We start from the raw sequence: 15,404 nt of genomic DNA, 5'->3' as shown, positions 1-15,404 counted from the left end.
CCCTCGCGCCTGGCCGAGACCTCCGACATGGCACTCGCCGTCAATCCCGTGCTGCCGGTGCTTGCCTCGAACGAGGCGGGCAGCGTTGCGCCTGATCTCACGCTGGAGGCCGGCAGCGTCGTCAATGCCCAGGTCCTGAAGGTGCTGTCGGCCGATCTGGTGCGGATCGCGATCGCGAGCCTGTCGATCGACGTCCAGACCGAGGTCCCGCTGCAGCCGGGCCAGAACCTGCAGCTGGCGGTCTCGCAGACCAATGACGGCATCCGCCTGCAACTGGTCGGGCCGGGGGCCGACACGGGCGATGCGGTGCAGTTGTCGCCGGCGGCCGCTAACGTCACCGCCGCGCCGCAGCCCGTCGCCACGTCGCCCAAGGTTGCGCTGACGCCGCTCGAGCGCATCACCATCACCGCGACGGCGCAGGATGCGGCGGCCGTGCAGGGCAGTCAGGCGCCGCTGTTTGCCAATCTCACCGCGGTCGCTGCGGCCAATCTGCCGCCGAAGCTGCAGGCCGCGATCGCGCAGGTGCTGGCGCAGCAGACCGGCCTCAACGAGAATTTGAGCGGCGATGCCGTCAAGGCCGGCTTCCAGAAATCCGGCGTGCTGCTGGAGGCGACGCTCGCCGCGGGCGTAACACCTGCGAGCGGCAGCGCACCCGATCTGAAAGCCGCGTTGATCGTGTTGCGTCAGGCCCTGACCTCGCTCGGTGCCGGCGATGCCGCAAGGCCTGCGCCCACGCCGTTGCAGCAGCCGGCGCTCGCCAGTGCGGGCATGGCGCCGGGCATTGTGCCGCCGGCGATGCCCGAGCTCGAGGTTCAGGAAATCCTGCTGCCGCAGGCGCGCGTGCCAGTTGCCGAGGATCTCACCCGCGGCGCCACCCGCCTCGCAGGCGCTCTCGCGGATGCGCTCGATGCCGGCCCGTCTGCGGGCGGCGCGCTCAATCTCATTCAGGAAGCGCTGCATGAGCTCGGCAACCCGGCACGGCAGGGCGCCGCGCCGAGGGAGATGCTGCCCGGCGACGTGCCCGCACGCGGCAGCACGCCGCCACCGCCGTTTCACGGCGCGCTGCCGTCGGCGCAGGCCGTTGCCGAGCCATCGATCGCGCCAGGCACACCGCTTTCGACCGCTGCGCACCGCCTCTTGGAAAACACTGACGCGGCACTCGCGCGGCAGACGCTGCTGCAGATCGCCTCGCTGCCGGACCGCGGCGACGGCACGCGTCCGCAGCTCGACGCCATGGTGCCGCGCTGGAATTTCGAGATCCCGTTCCTGACCCAGCAGGGCACGGCGATGGCGCAGTTCGAGATTTCCCGCGACGGCGGCGGCAATGAGGTCGAAGCCGCCAAGCGGGTGTGGCGGGCGCGCTTCACGCTCGACGTCGAGCCGGCCGGTCCGGTGCATGCGCTGGTCTCGCTGAACGGCGAGCGCACCTCGGTGCGGATGTGGGCCGAGCGCCCCTCGACCGCCGCGCAGCTGCGCGCCGGCGCCTCCGAGCTGAGCCAGGCGCTGACCAGGGCCGAGCTCACGCCCGGCGATATCGAGATCCGTGACGGCAGTCCGCCGCAGCCTGCGCCCGCGCGCGCCGGCCATTTCCTGGATCGCGCATCATGAGCGAGACGCCGAACCAGCTCGCGGTCGCGCTGCATTACGATCACGCCGGCGCGCCGCGCGTGGTGGCGAAAGGCAAGGGCGCGATCGGCGCCAAGATCATCGAGGTCGCCAAGGCCAACGACATCCCGATCGAGGAGAACGAGGTTTTGGCCGGCGCGCTCTCCAATGTCGAGCTCGGCGACGAGATCCCGGCCGAGCTCTACAAGGCCGTTGCCGAGGTGCTGGTGTTCGTGCTGCGGATGTCGGGCAGGGCGCGCTAGCGATAGCGTTTTTCAAGCGAAGTGGGCACCGGTTCGCGTGAAGAACGCGTCAAACAAGTGAGTCTCATTGCCATCCTTTCACCACGATGGCATCAGCATCGTCGTCAACCCGAACCAGATCAGGTCCTCTCGTGATCCATCGCCGCCATGCGCTCGGTCTGTTTGCTGCCGCCACCATCCTGCCGTCGCGCAGCTTCGCCAACGTGTCGTACCAGCGCAGCGAGTTTCGTGAGGACCTGCAAAAGCGCTTCTTCGATCTCGGCACCGAGGGCACCTTCGTCGGCTACAAGGTCGACGACTATCTGATCATCGCGAGCGACAAGGTTCGCTCGGGCGAGGGCAAGTTGCCGGCCTCGACCTTCAAGATCCCGAATGCGCTGATCGCGCTCGAGACCGGCGTGGTGCAGGATCCCGACAAGGACGTCTTCAAGTGGGACGGCACAACCCGCAGCATCGAGGCCTGGAACAAGGATCACACGCTGCGTTCGGCGATCGCGGTGTCGGCCTTTCCGGTGTTTCAGGAGATCGCCCGCCGGATCGGCGTGGAGCGGATGCAAAAGTATCTCGACACGATCGACTATGGCAACCGCGACATCGGCGGCGGCATCGACCAGTTCTGGGTGACAGGAAACTTGCGGATCGATCCGGTGCAGCAGATCGACTTCCTCGACCGGCTGCGCCGCGGCGTGCTGCCGGTCGGCAAGCGCAGCCAGCAGCTGGTGTGTGACATCCTTCCCGTCACGAAAGTCGGTGACGCCGTCATTCGCGCCAAGACTGGCCTCACCGACAAGGAGCATGGCTCGCTCGGCTGGCTGGTCGGCTGGGCCGAGAAGGGCAGCGAGATCACCGTGTTCGCGATGAACATGGACTGCAAGACCCAGGCGCAGATCGATGCGCGGATGAGCGTCACGCAGCAATGCCTCACCGATATCGTCGCGCTGTGACGATCTGACCTGCGTGCGCCGCGGCTGGTGGCCGGCACGCGGCTCGACTAGCATCCTCCGATAAAAGCAATCGCGGAGGAAACCATGCAATCGGCATCCGTCTGGCTCTCGTCGCTCACGCTGGCCGCGGCCGGCGGCTGGCTCGCGGCCACAATGTTTTCGGCGCCGGCCACCAGCAAGGAGCCGCGCTTCCCGCAGCTCACGATGGACCAGCTCAACGACCAGCAGCGGCCGCTCGGCGAGGCGATCATGAAGGTGTCGAGCGTCGGCATCGGCGGTCCCTACAATCCGATGATCCGGAGCCCGGTGCTCGGCCAGCGGCTCTATGATCTGTTCTATTACCTGCGCTGGCAGACCTCGGTACCGACGAAGCTCAACGAGTTCGCGATCCTGATCATCGGCCGGCAGTGGCGCTCGCAGGTCGAATGGTTCGCGCATGCGCCGCTGGCGGCCAAGGCCGGCTTGTCGGCCGATGTCATCGCCGAGCTCAAGGCCGGCAATCGTCCGTCGAAAATGGCCGACGATGAGGCCGTGGTGTACGATTTCGTCACCGAGCTCACCACGACCAAGAAGGTCTCCGACGAGACTTATGCGCGGGCCAAGAAGGTTTTCAACGATCAGCAGATCGTCGACCTCACTGCGCTCGCCGGCAATTACGTGATGGTCGCAATGCTGCTGGCGATGGCGGAAGAGACGGTGCCGCCGGGCAAGGAAGAGCCGTTCAAGGTGGGTGAGAAGTAGGGCGCTTCAGCGCCCGATCGCCCGCAGCAAGGCCGGCATCAGTTTTGGGTCGCGGCATTGCGCGACGTTGAAGCGCATGAAGCCGGTCGCCGATTGCGTGGTGCTGAAGACGTTGCCCGGCGCCAGCACGATGTTGTCGGCGAGCGCAGCGCGCGCCACGTCGGCGGAGTCGCAGCCGTCGGGCAGGCGGCACCAGAGCTGGAAGCCGCCGCGCGGCATCAGCCACGGCTCGATGCCGATGCGCTGCAGCTTCTCGCCGACGTCGCGGCGGGCGCGCGCCAGCCGCCGGCGCAGCTCCTCGACATGCTTGCGGTAGAAGCCGGTTGCCAAGACGCTCGCGATGATTTCGGTCGCGACCGCGCAGGGGCCGCCGAACCCGGTCGCGACCTGCAGGTCGACCAGCTGCTCGATCCAGTCGGCGCGCGCCGCGATGAAGCCGCAGCGCAACGACGCCGACAGCGTCTTGGAGAAGCTGCCGATCCGGATCACGCGGTTCAGCCCGTCGAGCGCTGCGAGCCGCGCCGACGGCTCCGGCTCGAAATCGGCAAAGATGTCGTCCTCGACGATCGTCAAGTCGTATGCCGCCGCTGCATTCAGCACGCGGTGTGCGGTCTGCGGCGACATGGTCGCCCCGGTCGGATTGTGCAGCCCGGATACCGTGATGTAGAGCCGCGGCCGCTCGGCCTCGAGCACCGCCTCGAAGCTTGCGACATCGGGCCCCGATGGCGTGTAGGGCACGCTGACGAGCTTGACCTGATGGGCACGCAGCAGCGCCCGGAAATTGAAATAGCAGGGATCGTCGACCAGCACCGTGTCGCCGGGCCGCAGCAGGAAGCGGCAGATCAGGTCGATCGCCTGGGTGCCGGACATCGTGAGCAGCACCTGCTCGGGCGACACTTCGAGGCCCTCGTCGGCGAACCGCGCCATCAGCATGCGGCGCAGGGCCAGCGAGCCGCGCGTCGCACCGTAATCGGCGAGCACGGCGTCCTCGGCACGCGCCAGGCCGCGGAACGCACGCCGCAGCGCCTCGGTCGGCATCCAGTCGGCGGGCAGCCAGCCGCAGCCCGGCTTCAGCGCGCCGCTCGCGGCGTCGAGCGATTGCCGCGACACCCAGAACGGATCGACGGCGCGGTCGTGCTGCGGCTGGTCGTTGGCCAGCGCCAGCGGCGGCAGCGCTGCGGACGAGACATAGAAGCCCGAGCCCGGCCGCGCCCGGATCAGGCCCTCGGCGGCGAGCCGGTCATAGGCCTCGACCACCGTCGAGGGCGAGACGCCCATGGTCGCGGCGAAGCTGCGGATCGAGGGCAGGCGGTCGTCGGCGGCGAGCGCGCGGCTCGCGATCCTGGCGCGGATCGCGTTCATCACCTCGGTGGTCCGGGTCGCCTTCGGCGCCAAAACGGCGCGATGGTTAGATGGTTGCCGCAAGTGTATGCCTACCTCTACCCATACAGTTTGGCGATATTGTACTGATCCGTAGCTGCCTTGGCCAGCCCGTCGCCGCTATCTTCGCCCGCGAAAGACGAGGTGTGCGATGAGCGATTCCAAGACATGGGCGGGCGAGGCGAGCGGCGGGTCGCTCGAAGGCTGGGGCAGCGGCCTGCTCGGCGTGATCATATTCAGCGGCTCGCTGCCGGCAACCCGCGTTGCGGTTGCCGGTTTCTCGCCGCTGTTCCTGACTTCGGCACGGGCTGCGATCGCGGCGCTGCTTGGCGCGGCCCTGCTGGCGGTGCTGCGGCAGCCCTGGCCGCAGCGCAAGGACCTGGTGTCGCTGACCATCGTAGCCCTCGGCGTCGTGATCGGCTTTCCGCTGCTGACCGCGCTGGCGCTGCAGCACATCACCTCGGCGCATTCGATCGTGTTCATCGGGCTATTGCCGCTCTCGACCGCCGTGTTCGGCGTGCTGCGCGGCGGCGAGCGGCCGAAGCCGCTGTTCTGGCTGTTCTCCTGCATCGGCAGCGCGACGGTCGGCGCCTTCGCTCTGTCGGGCGACGGATCGGCGTCGCTGACCGGCGACTTGCTGATGGTTGCGGCCGTCATCGTCTGCGGCCTCGGCTATGCCGAGGGTGCGGCGCTGTCGCGCCGGCTCGGCGGCTGGCAGGTGATCTCCTGGGCGCTGGTGCTCTCAGTGCCGGTGGTGCTCGTGATGACGATCATGACGTTGCCGCCGAGCTGGCAGGGCATCGGTGCGCCGGCCTGGCTCGGGCTCGCTTACGTCTCGATCTTCAGCATGCTGGTCGGCTTCGTGTTCTGGTATCGCGGCCTTGCGCTCGGCGGTATCGCCAGTGTCGGCCAGTTGCAGCTGTTGCAGCCGTTCTTCGGCCTCGCACTGGCCGGGCTGTTGCTGCACGAGCCGGTTGCGTGGTCGATGATCGCAGCGACCATGCTCGTCGTCGCCTGCGTGGTGTTCGCGCGAAGGTTCGCGTGAGCACGTCGGTCCTCTCCGATAGAAAGTGAAGACAGCATGCCCGGCGCAAGGCCGGGCATGACGCGTTTGAAAAAGCGGCGGGCGCTAAGCCGGTTCCTGCGCTTTCCCGATTCGCCCGAGATGGGTGTAGCCAAACCCGCTTGGGTATTTCAGCCCGTAGCCGAGCGCGCGGTCGATCCCGATATGGGCAAGCCAGATCATCGCGATCGAGAGCACCAGCGGTCCTTCGCCGGCAAAACCCAGCGTCATCAGCGCCACCGGCGCCAGATAGGTGTGGGCGGCGTTGTAGGCGATGGCGCCGGCCCGCGGGCTGATCAGGTAAGCCGCAAAGCTGATATCCGGCACCAGGAACAGCAGGACATAGATCAGCCAGGAACCCTCCCACTTGTAGTAGAGCACGGTCATCCCGACGAACAGCACCAGCCCCTCGAGCCGGAGCAGGGTGCGCACCCCGCCGGTCGCGGCGCCGGTCTCGGCCGTGGTCGTATCAGTCATCGCTGTCTCCCCAGATGTCGGAAAATCCTACCGTTTTTGCGCCCGAACCCGGTCACAAGCGCCTTTCCGGTTCCGAAATGGCCGTGCTAAAGCCATTCCGAACGAAGCGGGCCTCGGCCCGCGCCGGGACGCGGACTGTAGCTAACACGGGCGGAAACAAATGAAAGACATCCTCGACACCCTCGAAGAGCGGCGCGCCGGCGCCAAGCTGGGCGGCGGCGAAAAGCGCATCGAGGCGCAGCACGCCCGCGGCAAGCTCACCGCCCGCGAGCGGATCGAGCTGCTGCTGGACAAGGGCTCGTTCGAGGAATTCGACATGTTCGTCGAGCACCGCTCGATCGAGTTCGGCATGGAGAAGAACAAGATCCCCGGCGACGGCGTCGTCACCGGCTGGGGCACGGTCAACGGCCGCAAGACTTTTGTCTTTGCCAAGGACTTTACAGTGTTCGGCGGCTCGCTGTCGGAGACCCATGCGCTGAAGATCACAAAACTTCAGGACATGGCGATGAAGGCGAGGGCGCCGATCATCGGCCTCTATGACGCCGGTGGCGCGCGCATCCAGGAGGGCGTCGCAGCCTTGGCGGGGTATTCCTACGTGTTCCGCCGCAACGTGCAGGCCTCGGGCGTGATCCCGCAGATCTCCGTCATCATGGGCCCCTGCGCCGGCGGCGACGTCTATTCGCCTGCCATGACCGACTTCATCTTCATGGTGAAGAACACCAGCTACATGTTCGTCACCGGCCCCGACGTGGTGAAGACCGTCACCAACGAGGTGGTGACGGCGGAGGAACTCGGCGGCGCATCTGTGCACGCCACGCGCTCCTCGATCGCCGACGGTGCGTTCGAGAACGACGTCGATGCACTGTTGCAGATGCGCCGGTTGATCGACTTCCTGCCGTCGAACAACACCGACGGCGTGCCGGAATGGCCGAGCTTCGACGACATCGGCCGGGTCGACATGTCGCTGGATACGCTGATCCCCGACAATCCGAACAAGCCCTACGACATGAAGGAGCTCATCCTGAAAGTCGTGGACGAGGGCGATTTCTTCGAGATCTCGGAGACCTTCGCGAAAAACATCGTCACCGGCTTCGGCCGCATTGCCGGCCGCACCGTCGGCTTCGTCGCCAACCAGCCGATGGTGCTGGCGGGCGTGCTCGACAGCGATGCCTCGCGCAAGGCCGCACGCTTTGTCCGGTTCTGCGATGCCTTCAACATCCCGATCGTCACCTTCGTCGACGTGCCGGGCTTCTTACCCGGAACCGCGCAGGAATATGGCGGCCTGATCAAGCATGGCGCCAAACTCTTGTTCGCCTATTCGCAGTGCACGGTGCCGCTCGTCACCATCATCACCCGCAAGGCCTATGGCGGCGCCTTCGACGTCATGGCGTCGAAGGAAATCGGCGCCGACATGAATTACGCCTGGCCGACCGCGCAGATCGCCGTGATGGGCGCCAAGGGCGCGGTGGAGATCATCTTCCGCTCTGACATCGGCGACCCCGACAAGATCGCCGCCCGCACCAAGGAATACGAAGACCGCTTCCTGTCGCCCTTCATCGCCGCCGAGCGTGGCTACATCGACGACGTCATCATGCCGCACTCGACGCGGCGGCGGATCGCCCGGGCACTGGCGATGCTCAGGGATAAAAAGGTCGAGATCCCCGCGAAGAAGCACGACAATCTGCCGTTGTGATGGAAGCGTAGGGTGGGTTAGCGCAAGCGTAACCCACCAACTTCGCTCCGCACGATCCGCGGCGGGTGACGGCTTCGCCTAACCCGCCCTACAGGTCCGAACCTGATGACCGAAGACGAGCCGACCGACGAGATTTCCGAGATCGAGGCGCAGATCGAGGAGCTTGCCGAGAGCGCCGAACGATCCCGGCGGATCATTCTCGGCTCCAAGGTCGCGATCGCCGGCGGGTTCATTTTGTTGGCCGCTGCGCTGCTCGGTGTGTTCAGTTCCGGTGAGACCGCGGCACTCGGATCGATCGCGCTAGTGCTCGGCGGCATCGTGTCGCTTGGATCGAATGTGAGCACGTTGCGGCAGACCGAGGCCGCGATCAGCACGGCCGAGGCACGCCGTGCGCGGTTGATCGGCAACATCGATCTTCGACTGGTGCACGACGCGCCGCTGAAGCTGATGTGATGGTACGGCGAGGCGCGCAATACTCATCATCTTACCGACCGTATTCCGTCATTCCGGGGCTCGCCTTAGGCGAGAGCGCGGAATCCATTGGGCCGCACAGCTCGTGGAAGAATGGATTCCGGGCTCATGCTTTGCATGCCCCGGAATGACGAATCCCCGCGTCGTCCCGGGCAAGCGAAGCGCGACCCGGGACCCATAACCACGAATGCAAGTTGGTTTGCGATGCTTGGACCACAACCTGCTTCAACAACACGCCCCTGTGGTTATGGGTCCCGGCCTTCGCCGGGACGACGGCGGAGGGAGTTTCGCTCCTTACTTCGCTGCCAGCGGCACGTAGTCGTACTCACCGACGCCTTGCAGGATCAGGAACGTCAGCGACGTCGTGCCGGCGTTGGTGACGAGGTGAGGGCGGGTCGGCCGCACGGCATAAACCTCGCCGACCTTCAGGTTCACCTCTTCCTTCGGTTCCTGCAGGAACAAGCGCATCTGGCCTTCCAGCACATAGAACGTGTCGGAGATGTTGCTGTGGGTGTGCCAGGGCACTTTCTGGGTCGGCGAGAGTTGCAACTCCATGATGCGGAAGCCGGGGCGGGCGGCGTGCTGGGCGCGGCGCTCGACCTCGTAGAGATGGCTGGCATCCTTGATCGGTTGTCCTGACTTCATGGCGGCCTCCCGGAGATGGTCTTGTGATGCGTGATGCTAGTTCCGTTCTTCCGTTCGTGAAACGGTCGGAATCGGCATGACGGGTAGAACGCGAGGCGGCACTGTCGTGATGGTTGTGTGACGTCACGCCGTTGCGAATAGCGCCGCGCCGCGTCGAATTCCCTGAAACGTGAGTGCGTGGTTCAGCCAGCGTTCAGGTCGCGGCGAAAAGACTGGCTGACGCAGTTGGTCCAACTCAGCAACAAAGGGAAACTCTGATGGAACGCCGGGATTTTCTGAAGATGGCCTTCGGTGTCGCCGCCGGTGTGGCGACTTTTGCCGCAACCGCCCAGGCGGCGCCGCTCGCGCCGCTTCCGCTCAATCAGGATGCCGGCGCGCCGGTCGGCAACGATGCGCATCCGGCCGTCACCACCGGCGACGAGGTCGATCGCCTGAAGCCCGAGGAGGTGCGCTGGCATCACGGCCACCGACGTTGGCATCATCGGCGCTGGCACCACCGGCATTGGGGCTGGCGCCATCGCCATTGGCGCAGGCATCACTGGCGCCGCTGGTGACATCGGCACCACCTCGAAAAAGAAAAACCCCGCGCAAGGCGGGGTTTTGTTTGCGCAGGTGTGCCGCGATCAGATCGGGCGGCAACGGCCGTAGCGCCAGGCGAAGCCATAGGGACAGGCGCGAACGCGCGGCGCCACCACGACCGCGCCGGGTGCGACGACGACGGGGCGCTCAACAACGACAGGGCCGGGAGCGACGACGACGGGGCCGCGGTTCCTGACGCAGCCGCCGTACGGACCGCGGTGCCAGCCGGGGCCGCAGCCGCCGGCAGCGTCAGCGGCGCTGATGCCGGCGAAAGCGGTCGTCACCAAAACTGCTGCTGCAAAAAGATACTTCATGTCTTCTCCTTTTAATTCGGCCGCGCTGCGGCACCGCAACAAACTTTAGATTACCGATTCGCCCGGCCGGATGATTGCAGAAGCCGTGCCCGATGTCGTCGACCATAATGTTGCGGACTGAATGCGACATGAATGTTGCGCGTCACGGCTGCGTCAGTGCGCCGCAAGCAAGTGAGCCCAGCATCAATTTGAAACATTTCGCAATCGCGAGCATGACGCAGCGCAGCGGCGCGCGTGACGGCGTATCGGAGAACGATGCAAGCTGGAGCAAGCGTTCGCGAATGACCGCGCTGATGCCGACTTCAATGCGCGATGTTACTCGCCCGCGCCGAACAGCGCTGCGAACCGCTTCTCGCCGTTTCGCGAAAAATTGACCACTCGGCTGCCTGGCGCAGCATCGCGCGCGGCCCACTTCAATTCCGTGAAGCGGCCCATCATCGCGGCGCCCAGCGTGCCGGCGAGATGGTGCCGCCGCTCGCTCCAGTCGAGGCAGGCCTTGCACACCGGACGGCGCGGATGCGTTAGCGCATCGGCGTCGATCTGCAGCTCCTCGGCCATGAAGCGCTTGCCTTCGCCGGTCAGCTCGATCGCCTGCTTGCTCTGGCGCACCAGCTTCTGCCGCTTCATGCTGTCGAGCATCTGCACGCCGAGATCGCCGGCGAGATGGTCGTAGCAGATGCGGGCGCGGCGCAGCGCCGGATCCTTCGGCCCGGTGCGCACGCGCATATGGCCGGCGCGGGCGGCGATGCCTTGCAGTCCCTCGAGCACATCGGCGACGTCGGGGTCAGAGAGCCGATAGTAGCGGTGGCGGCCTTGCTTCTCGGGCTCGATCAGCCCTCCGGCCTCGAGCTTGGCGAGATGCGAGCTCGCCGTCTGCGGTGTGATGCCGGCCTCCTGCGCCAGCTCGCTCGCGGTCAGCGCGCGGCCGGTCATCAGCGCGGTCAGCATGTTGCAACGTGCGGGATCGCCGACCAACGCGGCGATCCGGGAGATGTCGGGTCCTGCTTTCATAGTTCGATGATAGCCGAAGCATCGCGGTCGGGCAAGGCGGTAGTGTCCATCGTGCCCGTCGCCCGCAAAGACGAAAACACCAGGAGGCCATCAATGACCGTCACCGTCTTCATCCGCTACCAGCTCGATCCGTTCAAGCGCGCGATGTTCGAGGAGTATTCGCGGAACTGGCTTTCGATCATCCCGCGCTGCGGCGGCGATCTGCTCGGCTACTGGATGCCGCACGAGGGCACCAACAACATCGCCTTCGCGCTGATCTCGTTCGAAAGCCTCGCCGCCTACGAGGCCTATCGCGCGCGGCTGCGCCAGGACGGCGAGGGCGTGGCGAACTTTAACTTCGCGGAACAAAACCGCTTCATCCTTGCCGAGGAACGCACATTTCTGCGCAAGGTCGAGCTATAGTCGTTCCACAACAACAATGCGCGGAGGCGCCCATGATTGCCGTGATCTTCGAAGTCTGGCCGAAGGCTGAGCACCGGGAGCTCTATTTCGATCTGGCCGCCGAGTTGAAGCCGATCCTGCAGGAGATCGACGGCTTCATCTCGGTCGAGCGGTTCGAGAGCCTGACCGAGAAGGGCAAGTTCGTGTCGCTGTCATTCTTCCGCGACGAGGCTGCGGTAGAAGCCTGGCGCAACACGGTCGAGCACCGCCGCACCCAAGCCAAGGGCCGCGCGCGGATCTTCGAGAATTATCGACTGCGGGTCGCGAGCGTGATGCGTGACTATGGCTTGAACGAACGCGATCAGGCACCAAAGGACAGCCGCGCGGTGCACGAGCCGAAGCTCTAGCGCGCGCAGAAGCGCGTGCCTATCTGTGCGCGGCCAATGACTCTAGGGAGCGACCAATGCCACTGCCAACTGCTGACAAACGAGCCGCCTTCAAGAAGCTGCACGACAGCGGGTGCTTCATCATTCCGAACCCGTTCGATGTCGGCAGCGCCCGCGCATTGCAACATCTCGGTTTCAAGGCGCTGGCCTCGACCAGCGCGGGCTTTGCCTGGACCATCGCCAAGGCCGACAACCGCGTCACCGTCGACGACGTCTGCGATCACCTGACCGCGCTGTGCGCGGCGGTCGATATACCCGTCAACGCCGATTTCGAGGGCGGCTTCGCGGTCGAGCCGGACAAGGTTGCGGTCAATGTCGCGCGCGGCGTCAAGACCGGTGTTGCCGGCCTCTCGATCGAGGATTCCACCGGTGATGCGGCCAATCCGCTGTTCGAACACAAGCTCGCGGTCGAGCGCATCAGGGCGGCGCGCAAGGCCATCGATGCCGACCACAGCGGCGTGCTGCTCACCGGCCGCTGCGAGGCGTTCCTGTGGGGCAAGAAGGACCTCAATCTGGTGATCGAGCGGCTGCAGGCCTATTCGGAAGCCGGGGCGGATGTGTTGTATTCGCCGGGCATCTCAACCAGAGAGGAGATCTCCGCGGTCGTGAAGGCGGTGGCGCCGAAGCCGGTCAATCTTCTGATTGGTGGCGCGTCCGAGTTGACGCTGCAAGCGGTCGGCGACCTCGGCGTGCGGCGGATCAGCATCGGCGGCGCGCTGGCGCGGATGGCCTGGACCGGCGTCATGAAGGCGGCCAAGGAAATGGCCGAGAAGGGCACCTTCACCGAATTCGCCAACGGCTATCCCGGCGGCGAGCTCAACAAGATGTTCAAGTAGACCTCACGCGCAAAAAGAGCGGCGGGCCGCCTGGGCCCGCCGCTCGCGCCTGGTCAGTGTCGTTACACGTTACTTCGCATTCCCGGCCGGCGGGGCGGCCGGCTTGTTCATGTCCGGCTTGTTCAAGTCAGACGGCGGGGCCGACGGGTTGGCCGGCGCCGCGCCCGTGGTTACGCCGGGCTGGCTGTTCGGCTTCGGCGTCACGTCGCGCATGCCCGGAGGCGGCGCGGCCGGGTTGATCGGCTGCGTCTGCGCGGTCTGTGTCGACGGCGTCGTGCCGGCCTCGTGGACCGACGTGTTGTTCAAGCCGTAGAACAGCGCGCCGAGCACCACGGCCACCGCAACTGCGAACATCGCGACCTTGGTGCTGCTGGTCGATCCCTCCTGGAGTTCCGGATCCGGCTGCAGCTCGTTGTCCAGGCTGTTGAAGCGCGCCTGACGGCGGATTTCGTCATCGGTCAGGTTGGCGCGATACGGATCGTCAGGGTTGTAAGCCATCTCAAAGTTCCTCCGTTAGCCCCCCAAGGCTAAGCGTCAAGGCTAAGCGCGTAGGCTAAACGCAGGAGACAATGGCTGGCGCGTGAGGATGTTCCGCGCCAATGTTGCAACCCGTTCATGCTGGAACCGCCGATTCCCAGGGTTCCGAACCTGTTCCATGGGGCCTTTTCAATGTGGACCATGCCGCCCACCGATTCGGTGCTGCACGTGCTCTCGTTCATTGCCGTTGCGGCGCAATCGATGACGGCGGCGCTGGCGGCCGGCAGGCGCAGCATGGATTGGGCCGGCGTCTGCATGCTCGGGGCGATCACCGCGCTCGGCGGCGGCACCATCCGCGACGTGCTGCTCGGGCACTATCCGCTGCTCTGGGTCGCGCATCCGATCTACCTTGCGATCGCGGCGGCGGGCGCCTTCGCCACCATCCTGCTGGCGCGGCTGGTGGTCAGGCTCAATCTCGCCTTCCTGGTGCTCGATGCGATCGGGCTTGTGGTGTTCACGATGGCCGGCTGCGACGTGGCCTGGCAGGTCGACGCCTCGCTGCCGATCGTGATCGTCGCCGGCATGATCACCGGCTGCGCCGGCGGCGTACTTCGCGACATCCTCTGCAACGAGGTGCCGCTGCTGTTTCGCAGCGAGCTCTACGCCAGCGTTTCCGTGGTGACCGGGCTGTTCTATGCGATCGGCACCGGGCTGCAGCTCAACGACTGGCTCTGGACCGGGCTGACCTTCGTGCTCGGCCTGACGTTCCGGATGCTGGCGATCCGCTACAAATGGGAGATGCCGAAATTCGTGTTCAGCGGCGAGGAGCGCTGAACGGCTATTTCGCTGTCCGCGCCTTCGCAACCTCGTCCGCGCTCACGGCCGGTGCCGCATTGCCCCAGGCATTGCGGATATAGGTCGCGACATCGGCGACCTCCTGGTCGGTGAGTTTCGGATAGGCCGGCATCGAGCCTGCGTTCGGCGCGCGCGGCGTGGTCACGGTCTGCGCACCGTCGAGGATGATGCGCAGCGTGCTCGCCGGGTTGTCCGACTGCAGATTGGCGTTGCCGGGCAGCGGCGGATAGATCCGCGGCGCGCCCGAGCCATCGAGCTCATGACAGGCGACGCAGGCCCCGCGATAGATCCGCTCGCCGTTGCTCATCTGCGCCGGCGCGGGCGGGGTAACCACAGGTTCCGGCGCGCCGGCGGGCAGGCTCTTCAGATAGACCGCGATCGCGCGCACATCGGCGTCGCTCATCTTCGAGGTCGAATTGACCACCACCTCGGACATCAACGGGCCGGCATGGCTGTGCCCGTTGCGGCCGCTCTGCAGATATTCGGCGATGTCACCGGTGCTCCAGGACTTCAGCCCACTTCGCTCGGCGCCGTCGAGCCTCGGCGCGAACATGCCCTGCACCATGCTGCCGCCGAACGCCAGGTCGCGCTTGTCGGCGCCGAACGCATTCTTCGGCGTATGGCAGGCGCCGCAATGGGCGAGGGCCTCGACGAGGTAGTGGCCGCGATTCCATTCCGCAGCCTTGCTCTGGTCCGGCTGGATGATCCCCGGCGTGAAGAACAAAGCGTTCCAGGCCCGCATCAGCCCGCGGTAGTTCAACGGCCAGCGCAGCTTCGGCGGTGGCGCCTTGTTGCTGACCGGCGCCAGCGTCGCGAGGTAGGCGCGGATCGCCAGGATGTCGTCGCGGATCAGCTTCGTGAAATACGGGTAGGGGAAGGCGGGGTAATAATGTGCCCCGTTTGGCGAGACGCCGCTACGCAGCGCGCGCAGGAAATCGTCGTCGCTCCAGCCGCCGATGCCGGTATCGTGATCGGGCGTCAGGTTCGGCGAGAACACCGTGCCGAATGGTGTGTCGATCCGTTTGCCGCCGGCGAAGGGCTTTGCCGGGTCGGCTGTGTGGCAGCTTGCGCAGTCGCCCGCGATCGTGAGCGCCTTGCCGCGGGCGATGACGTCGTCGGTTGGCGCGGCGGTGCATTCGCGAGCCGCGAACGCACCGCACAACAGCACACCGGCCAGAATCGCCCCCGTCGTTCGACGTCGTCGCCGCATCCAATCACCTTTC

General features: G+C 66.0%; 19 protein-coding genes. 12 read left to right on the top strand and 7 right to left on the bottom strand.

Annotated elements, in window-relative coordinates; all coding sequences use genetic code 11:
* Positions 1-27: 27 nt before the first annotated feature.
* The 4 genes from ACOIX3_RS23770 to ACOIX3_RS23755 all read left to right on the top strand — a co-directional run bounded on the left by ACOIX3_RS23770 (position 28) and on the right by ACOIX3_RS23755 (position 3,553).
* Positions 28-1,608, top strand: coding sequence for a flagellar hook-length control protein FliK (locus tag ACOIX3_RS23770; RefSeq protein ID WP_420964529.1), 1,581 nt, complete (start codon positions 28-30; stop codon positions 1,606-1,608).
* A complete protein-coding gene (locus tag ACOIX3_RS23765) occupies positions 1,605-1,868 on the top strand; it encodes an EscU/YscU/HrcU family type III secretion system export apparatus switch protein (protein ID WP_212309639.1) in 264 nt (87 codons plus the stop codon). Before ACOIX3_RS23770 ends, ACOIX3_RS23765 begins: the two co-directional genes overlap by 4 nt.
* Positions 1,869-1,999: 131 nt before the next feature.
* Positions 2,000-2,812, top strand: coding sequence for a class D beta-lactamase (gene blaOXA, locus ACOIX3_RS23760; protein ID WP_420964528.1), 813 nt, complete (start codon positions 2,000-2,002; stop codon positions 2,810-2,812).
* An 84-nt stretch (positions 2,813-2,896) separates the two neighbouring features.
* Positions 2,897-3,553, top strand: coding sequence for a carboxymuconolactone decarboxylase family protein (locus ACOIX3_RS23755; protein WP_420964527.1), 657 nt, complete (start codon positions 2,897-2,899; stop codon positions 3,551-3,553).
* 6 nt (positions 3,554-3,559) lie between these two features.
* On the opposite strand, the gene ACOIX3_RS23750 is transcribed toward ACOIX3_RS23755, so the two are convergent.
* A complete protein-coding gene (locus ACOIX3_RS23750) occupies positions 3,560-4,915 on the bottom strand; it encodes a PLP-dependent aminotransferase family protein (protein ID WP_420971785.1) in 1,356 nt (451 codons plus the stop codon).
* A gap of 169 nt (positions 4,916-5,084) precedes the next feature.
* Here ACOIX3_RS23750 and ACOIX3_RS23745 point away from each other — a divergent pair, with 169 nt between their 5' ends.
* Positions 5,085-5,978, top strand: a complete 894-nt coding sequence (locus tag ACOIX3_RS23745) for a DMT family transporter (protein ID WP_420964526.1) — start codon at positions 5,085-5,087, stop codon at positions 5,976-5,978.
* A gap of 84 nt (positions 5,979-6,062) precedes the next feature.
* Here the strand turns inward: ACOIX3_RS23745 and ACOIX3_RS23740 are convergent, their stop codons facing one another.
* A complete protein-coding gene (locus tag ACOIX3_RS23740) occupies positions 6,063-6,473 on the bottom strand; it encodes a DUF4260 domain-containing protein (RefSeq protein WP_420964525.1) in 411 nt (136 codons plus the stop codon).
* Between the two features lie 160 nt (positions 6,474-6,633).
* On the opposite strand from ACOIX3_RS23740, the gene ACOIX3_RS23735 reads away from it, so the two are divergent.
* Positions 6,634-8,166 carry an acyl-CoA carboxylase subunit beta gene (locus tag ACOIX3_RS23735; RefSeq protein WP_092114956.1) on the top strand — a complete coding sequence of 511 codons (1,533 nt, stop codon included), beginning with the start codon at positions 6,634-6,636 and terminating at the stop codon, positions 8,164-8,166.
* A gap of 105 nt (positions 8,167-8,271) precedes the next feature.
* Entirely contained in the window at positions 8,272-8,619 is a 348-nt protein-coding gene (locus tag ACOIX3_RS23730; protein ID WP_420964524.1) for a hypothetical protein, read from the top strand.
* A 312-nt stretch (positions 8,620-8,931) separates the two neighbouring features.
* On the opposite strand, the gene ACOIX3_RS23725 is transcribed toward ACOIX3_RS23730, so the two are convergent.
* Positions 8,932-9,282 (bottom strand): cupin domain-containing protein, encoded by a 351-nt coding sequence (locus ACOIX3_RS23725; RefSeq protein ID WP_420964523.1) that lies wholly within the window; start codon positions 9,280-9,282, stop codon positions 8,932-8,934.
* A gap of 257 nt (positions 9,283-9,539) precedes the next feature.
* Here ACOIX3_RS23725 and ACOIX3_RS23720 point away from each other — a divergent pair, with 257 nt between their 5' ends.
* Positions 9,540-9,836, top strand: a complete 297-nt coding sequence (locus ACOIX3_RS23720) for a twin-arginine translocation signal domain-containing protein (protein ID WP_420964522.1) — start codon at positions 9,540-9,542, stop codon at positions 9,834-9,836.
* A 69-nt stretch (positions 9,837-9,905) separates the two neighbouring features.
* Here the strand turns inward: ACOIX3_RS23720 and ACOIX3_RS23715 are convergent, their stop codons facing one another.
* Positions 9,906-10,175: a GCG_CRPN prefix-to-repeats domain-containing protein gene (locus ACOIX3_RS23715; RefSeq protein ID WP_092114950.1), complete on the bottom strand. Its 270-nt coding sequence runs from the start codon at positions 10,173-10,175 to the stop codon at positions 9,906-9,908.
* Positions 10,176-10,490: 315 nt separating this feature from the next.
* The gene (locus ACOIX3_RS23710) at positions 10,491-11,186 is read right to left on the bottom strand and encodes an ArsR/SmtB family transcription factor (protein WP_420964521.1); all 696 of its coding nucleotides are present in this window, start codon (positions 11,184-11,186) and stop codon (positions 10,491-10,493) included.
* Between the two features lie 93 nt (positions 11,187-11,279).
* Between ACOIX3_RS23710 and ACOIX3_RS23705 the strand changes: the two genes are divergently transcribed.
* Genes ACOIX3_RS23705 through ACOIX3_RS23695 form a run of 3 tightly spaced genes read left to right on the top strand, consistent with a single transcriptional unit; the run spans position 11,280 to position 12,849 of the window.
* Complete coding sequence (locus ACOIX3_RS23705; RefSeq protein WP_223967386.1) at positions 11,280-11,588, top strand: NIPSNAP family protein; 309 nt, start codon at positions 11,280-11,282, stop codon at positions 11,586-11,588.
* 32 nt (positions 11,589-11,620) lie between these two features.
* Positions 11,621-11,974 carry an antibiotic biosynthesis monooxygenase family protein gene (locus ACOIX3_RS23700; protein WP_420964520.1) on the top strand — a complete coding sequence of 118 codons (354 nt, stop codon included), beginning with the start codon at positions 11,621-11,623 and terminating at the stop codon, positions 11,972-11,974.
* A gap of 56 nt (positions 11,975-12,030) precedes the next feature.
* The gene (locus tag ACOIX3_RS23695) at positions 12,031-12,849 is read left to right on the top strand and encodes an isocitrate lyase/PEP mutase family protein (protein ID WP_420964519.1); all 819 of its coding nucleotides are present in this window, start codon (positions 12,031-12,033) and stop codon (positions 12,847-12,849) included.
* Between the two features lie 69 nt (positions 12,850-12,918).
* On the opposite strand, the gene ACOIX3_RS23690 is transcribed toward ACOIX3_RS23695, so the two are convergent.
* Positions 12,919-13,347 carry a hypothetical protein gene (locus ACOIX3_RS23690; protein ID WP_420964518.1) on the bottom strand — a complete coding sequence of 143 codons (429 nt, stop codon included), beginning with the start codon at positions 13,345-13,347 and terminating at the stop codon, positions 12,919-12,921.
* A 171-nt stretch (positions 13,348-13,518) separates the two neighbouring features.
* On the opposite strand from ACOIX3_RS23690, the gene ACOIX3_RS23685 reads away from it, so the two are divergent.
* On the top strand, positions 13,519-14,160 hold the full coding sequence (locus ACOIX3_RS23685; protein WP_420964517.1) for a trimeric intracellular cation channel family protein: 642 nt from the start codon (positions 13,519-13,521) through the stop codon (positions 14,158-14,160).
* A 4-nt stretch (positions 14,161-14,164) separates the two neighbouring features.
* Here the strand turns inward: ACOIX3_RS23685 and ACOIX3_RS23680 are convergent, their stop codons facing one another.
* Positions 14,165-15,391: a cytochrome c gene (locus ACOIX3_RS23680; protein ID WP_420964516.1), complete on the bottom strand. Its 1,227-nt coding sequence runs from the start codon at positions 15,389-15,391 to the stop codon at positions 14,165-14,167.
* Between the last annotated feature and the right edge of the window lie 13 nt (positions 15,392-15,404).

The sequence above is a fragment of the Bradyrhizobium sp. B120 genome (assembly GCF_049075665.1).
In the GTDB taxonomy this organism is placed as follows: Bacteria; Pseudomonadota; Alphaproteobacteria; order Rhizobiales; family Xanthobacteraceae; genus Bradyrhizobium.
Note: the sequence above shows the minus strand (reverse complement) of the source record. Positions and strands in the feature narration are given on the sequence as shown.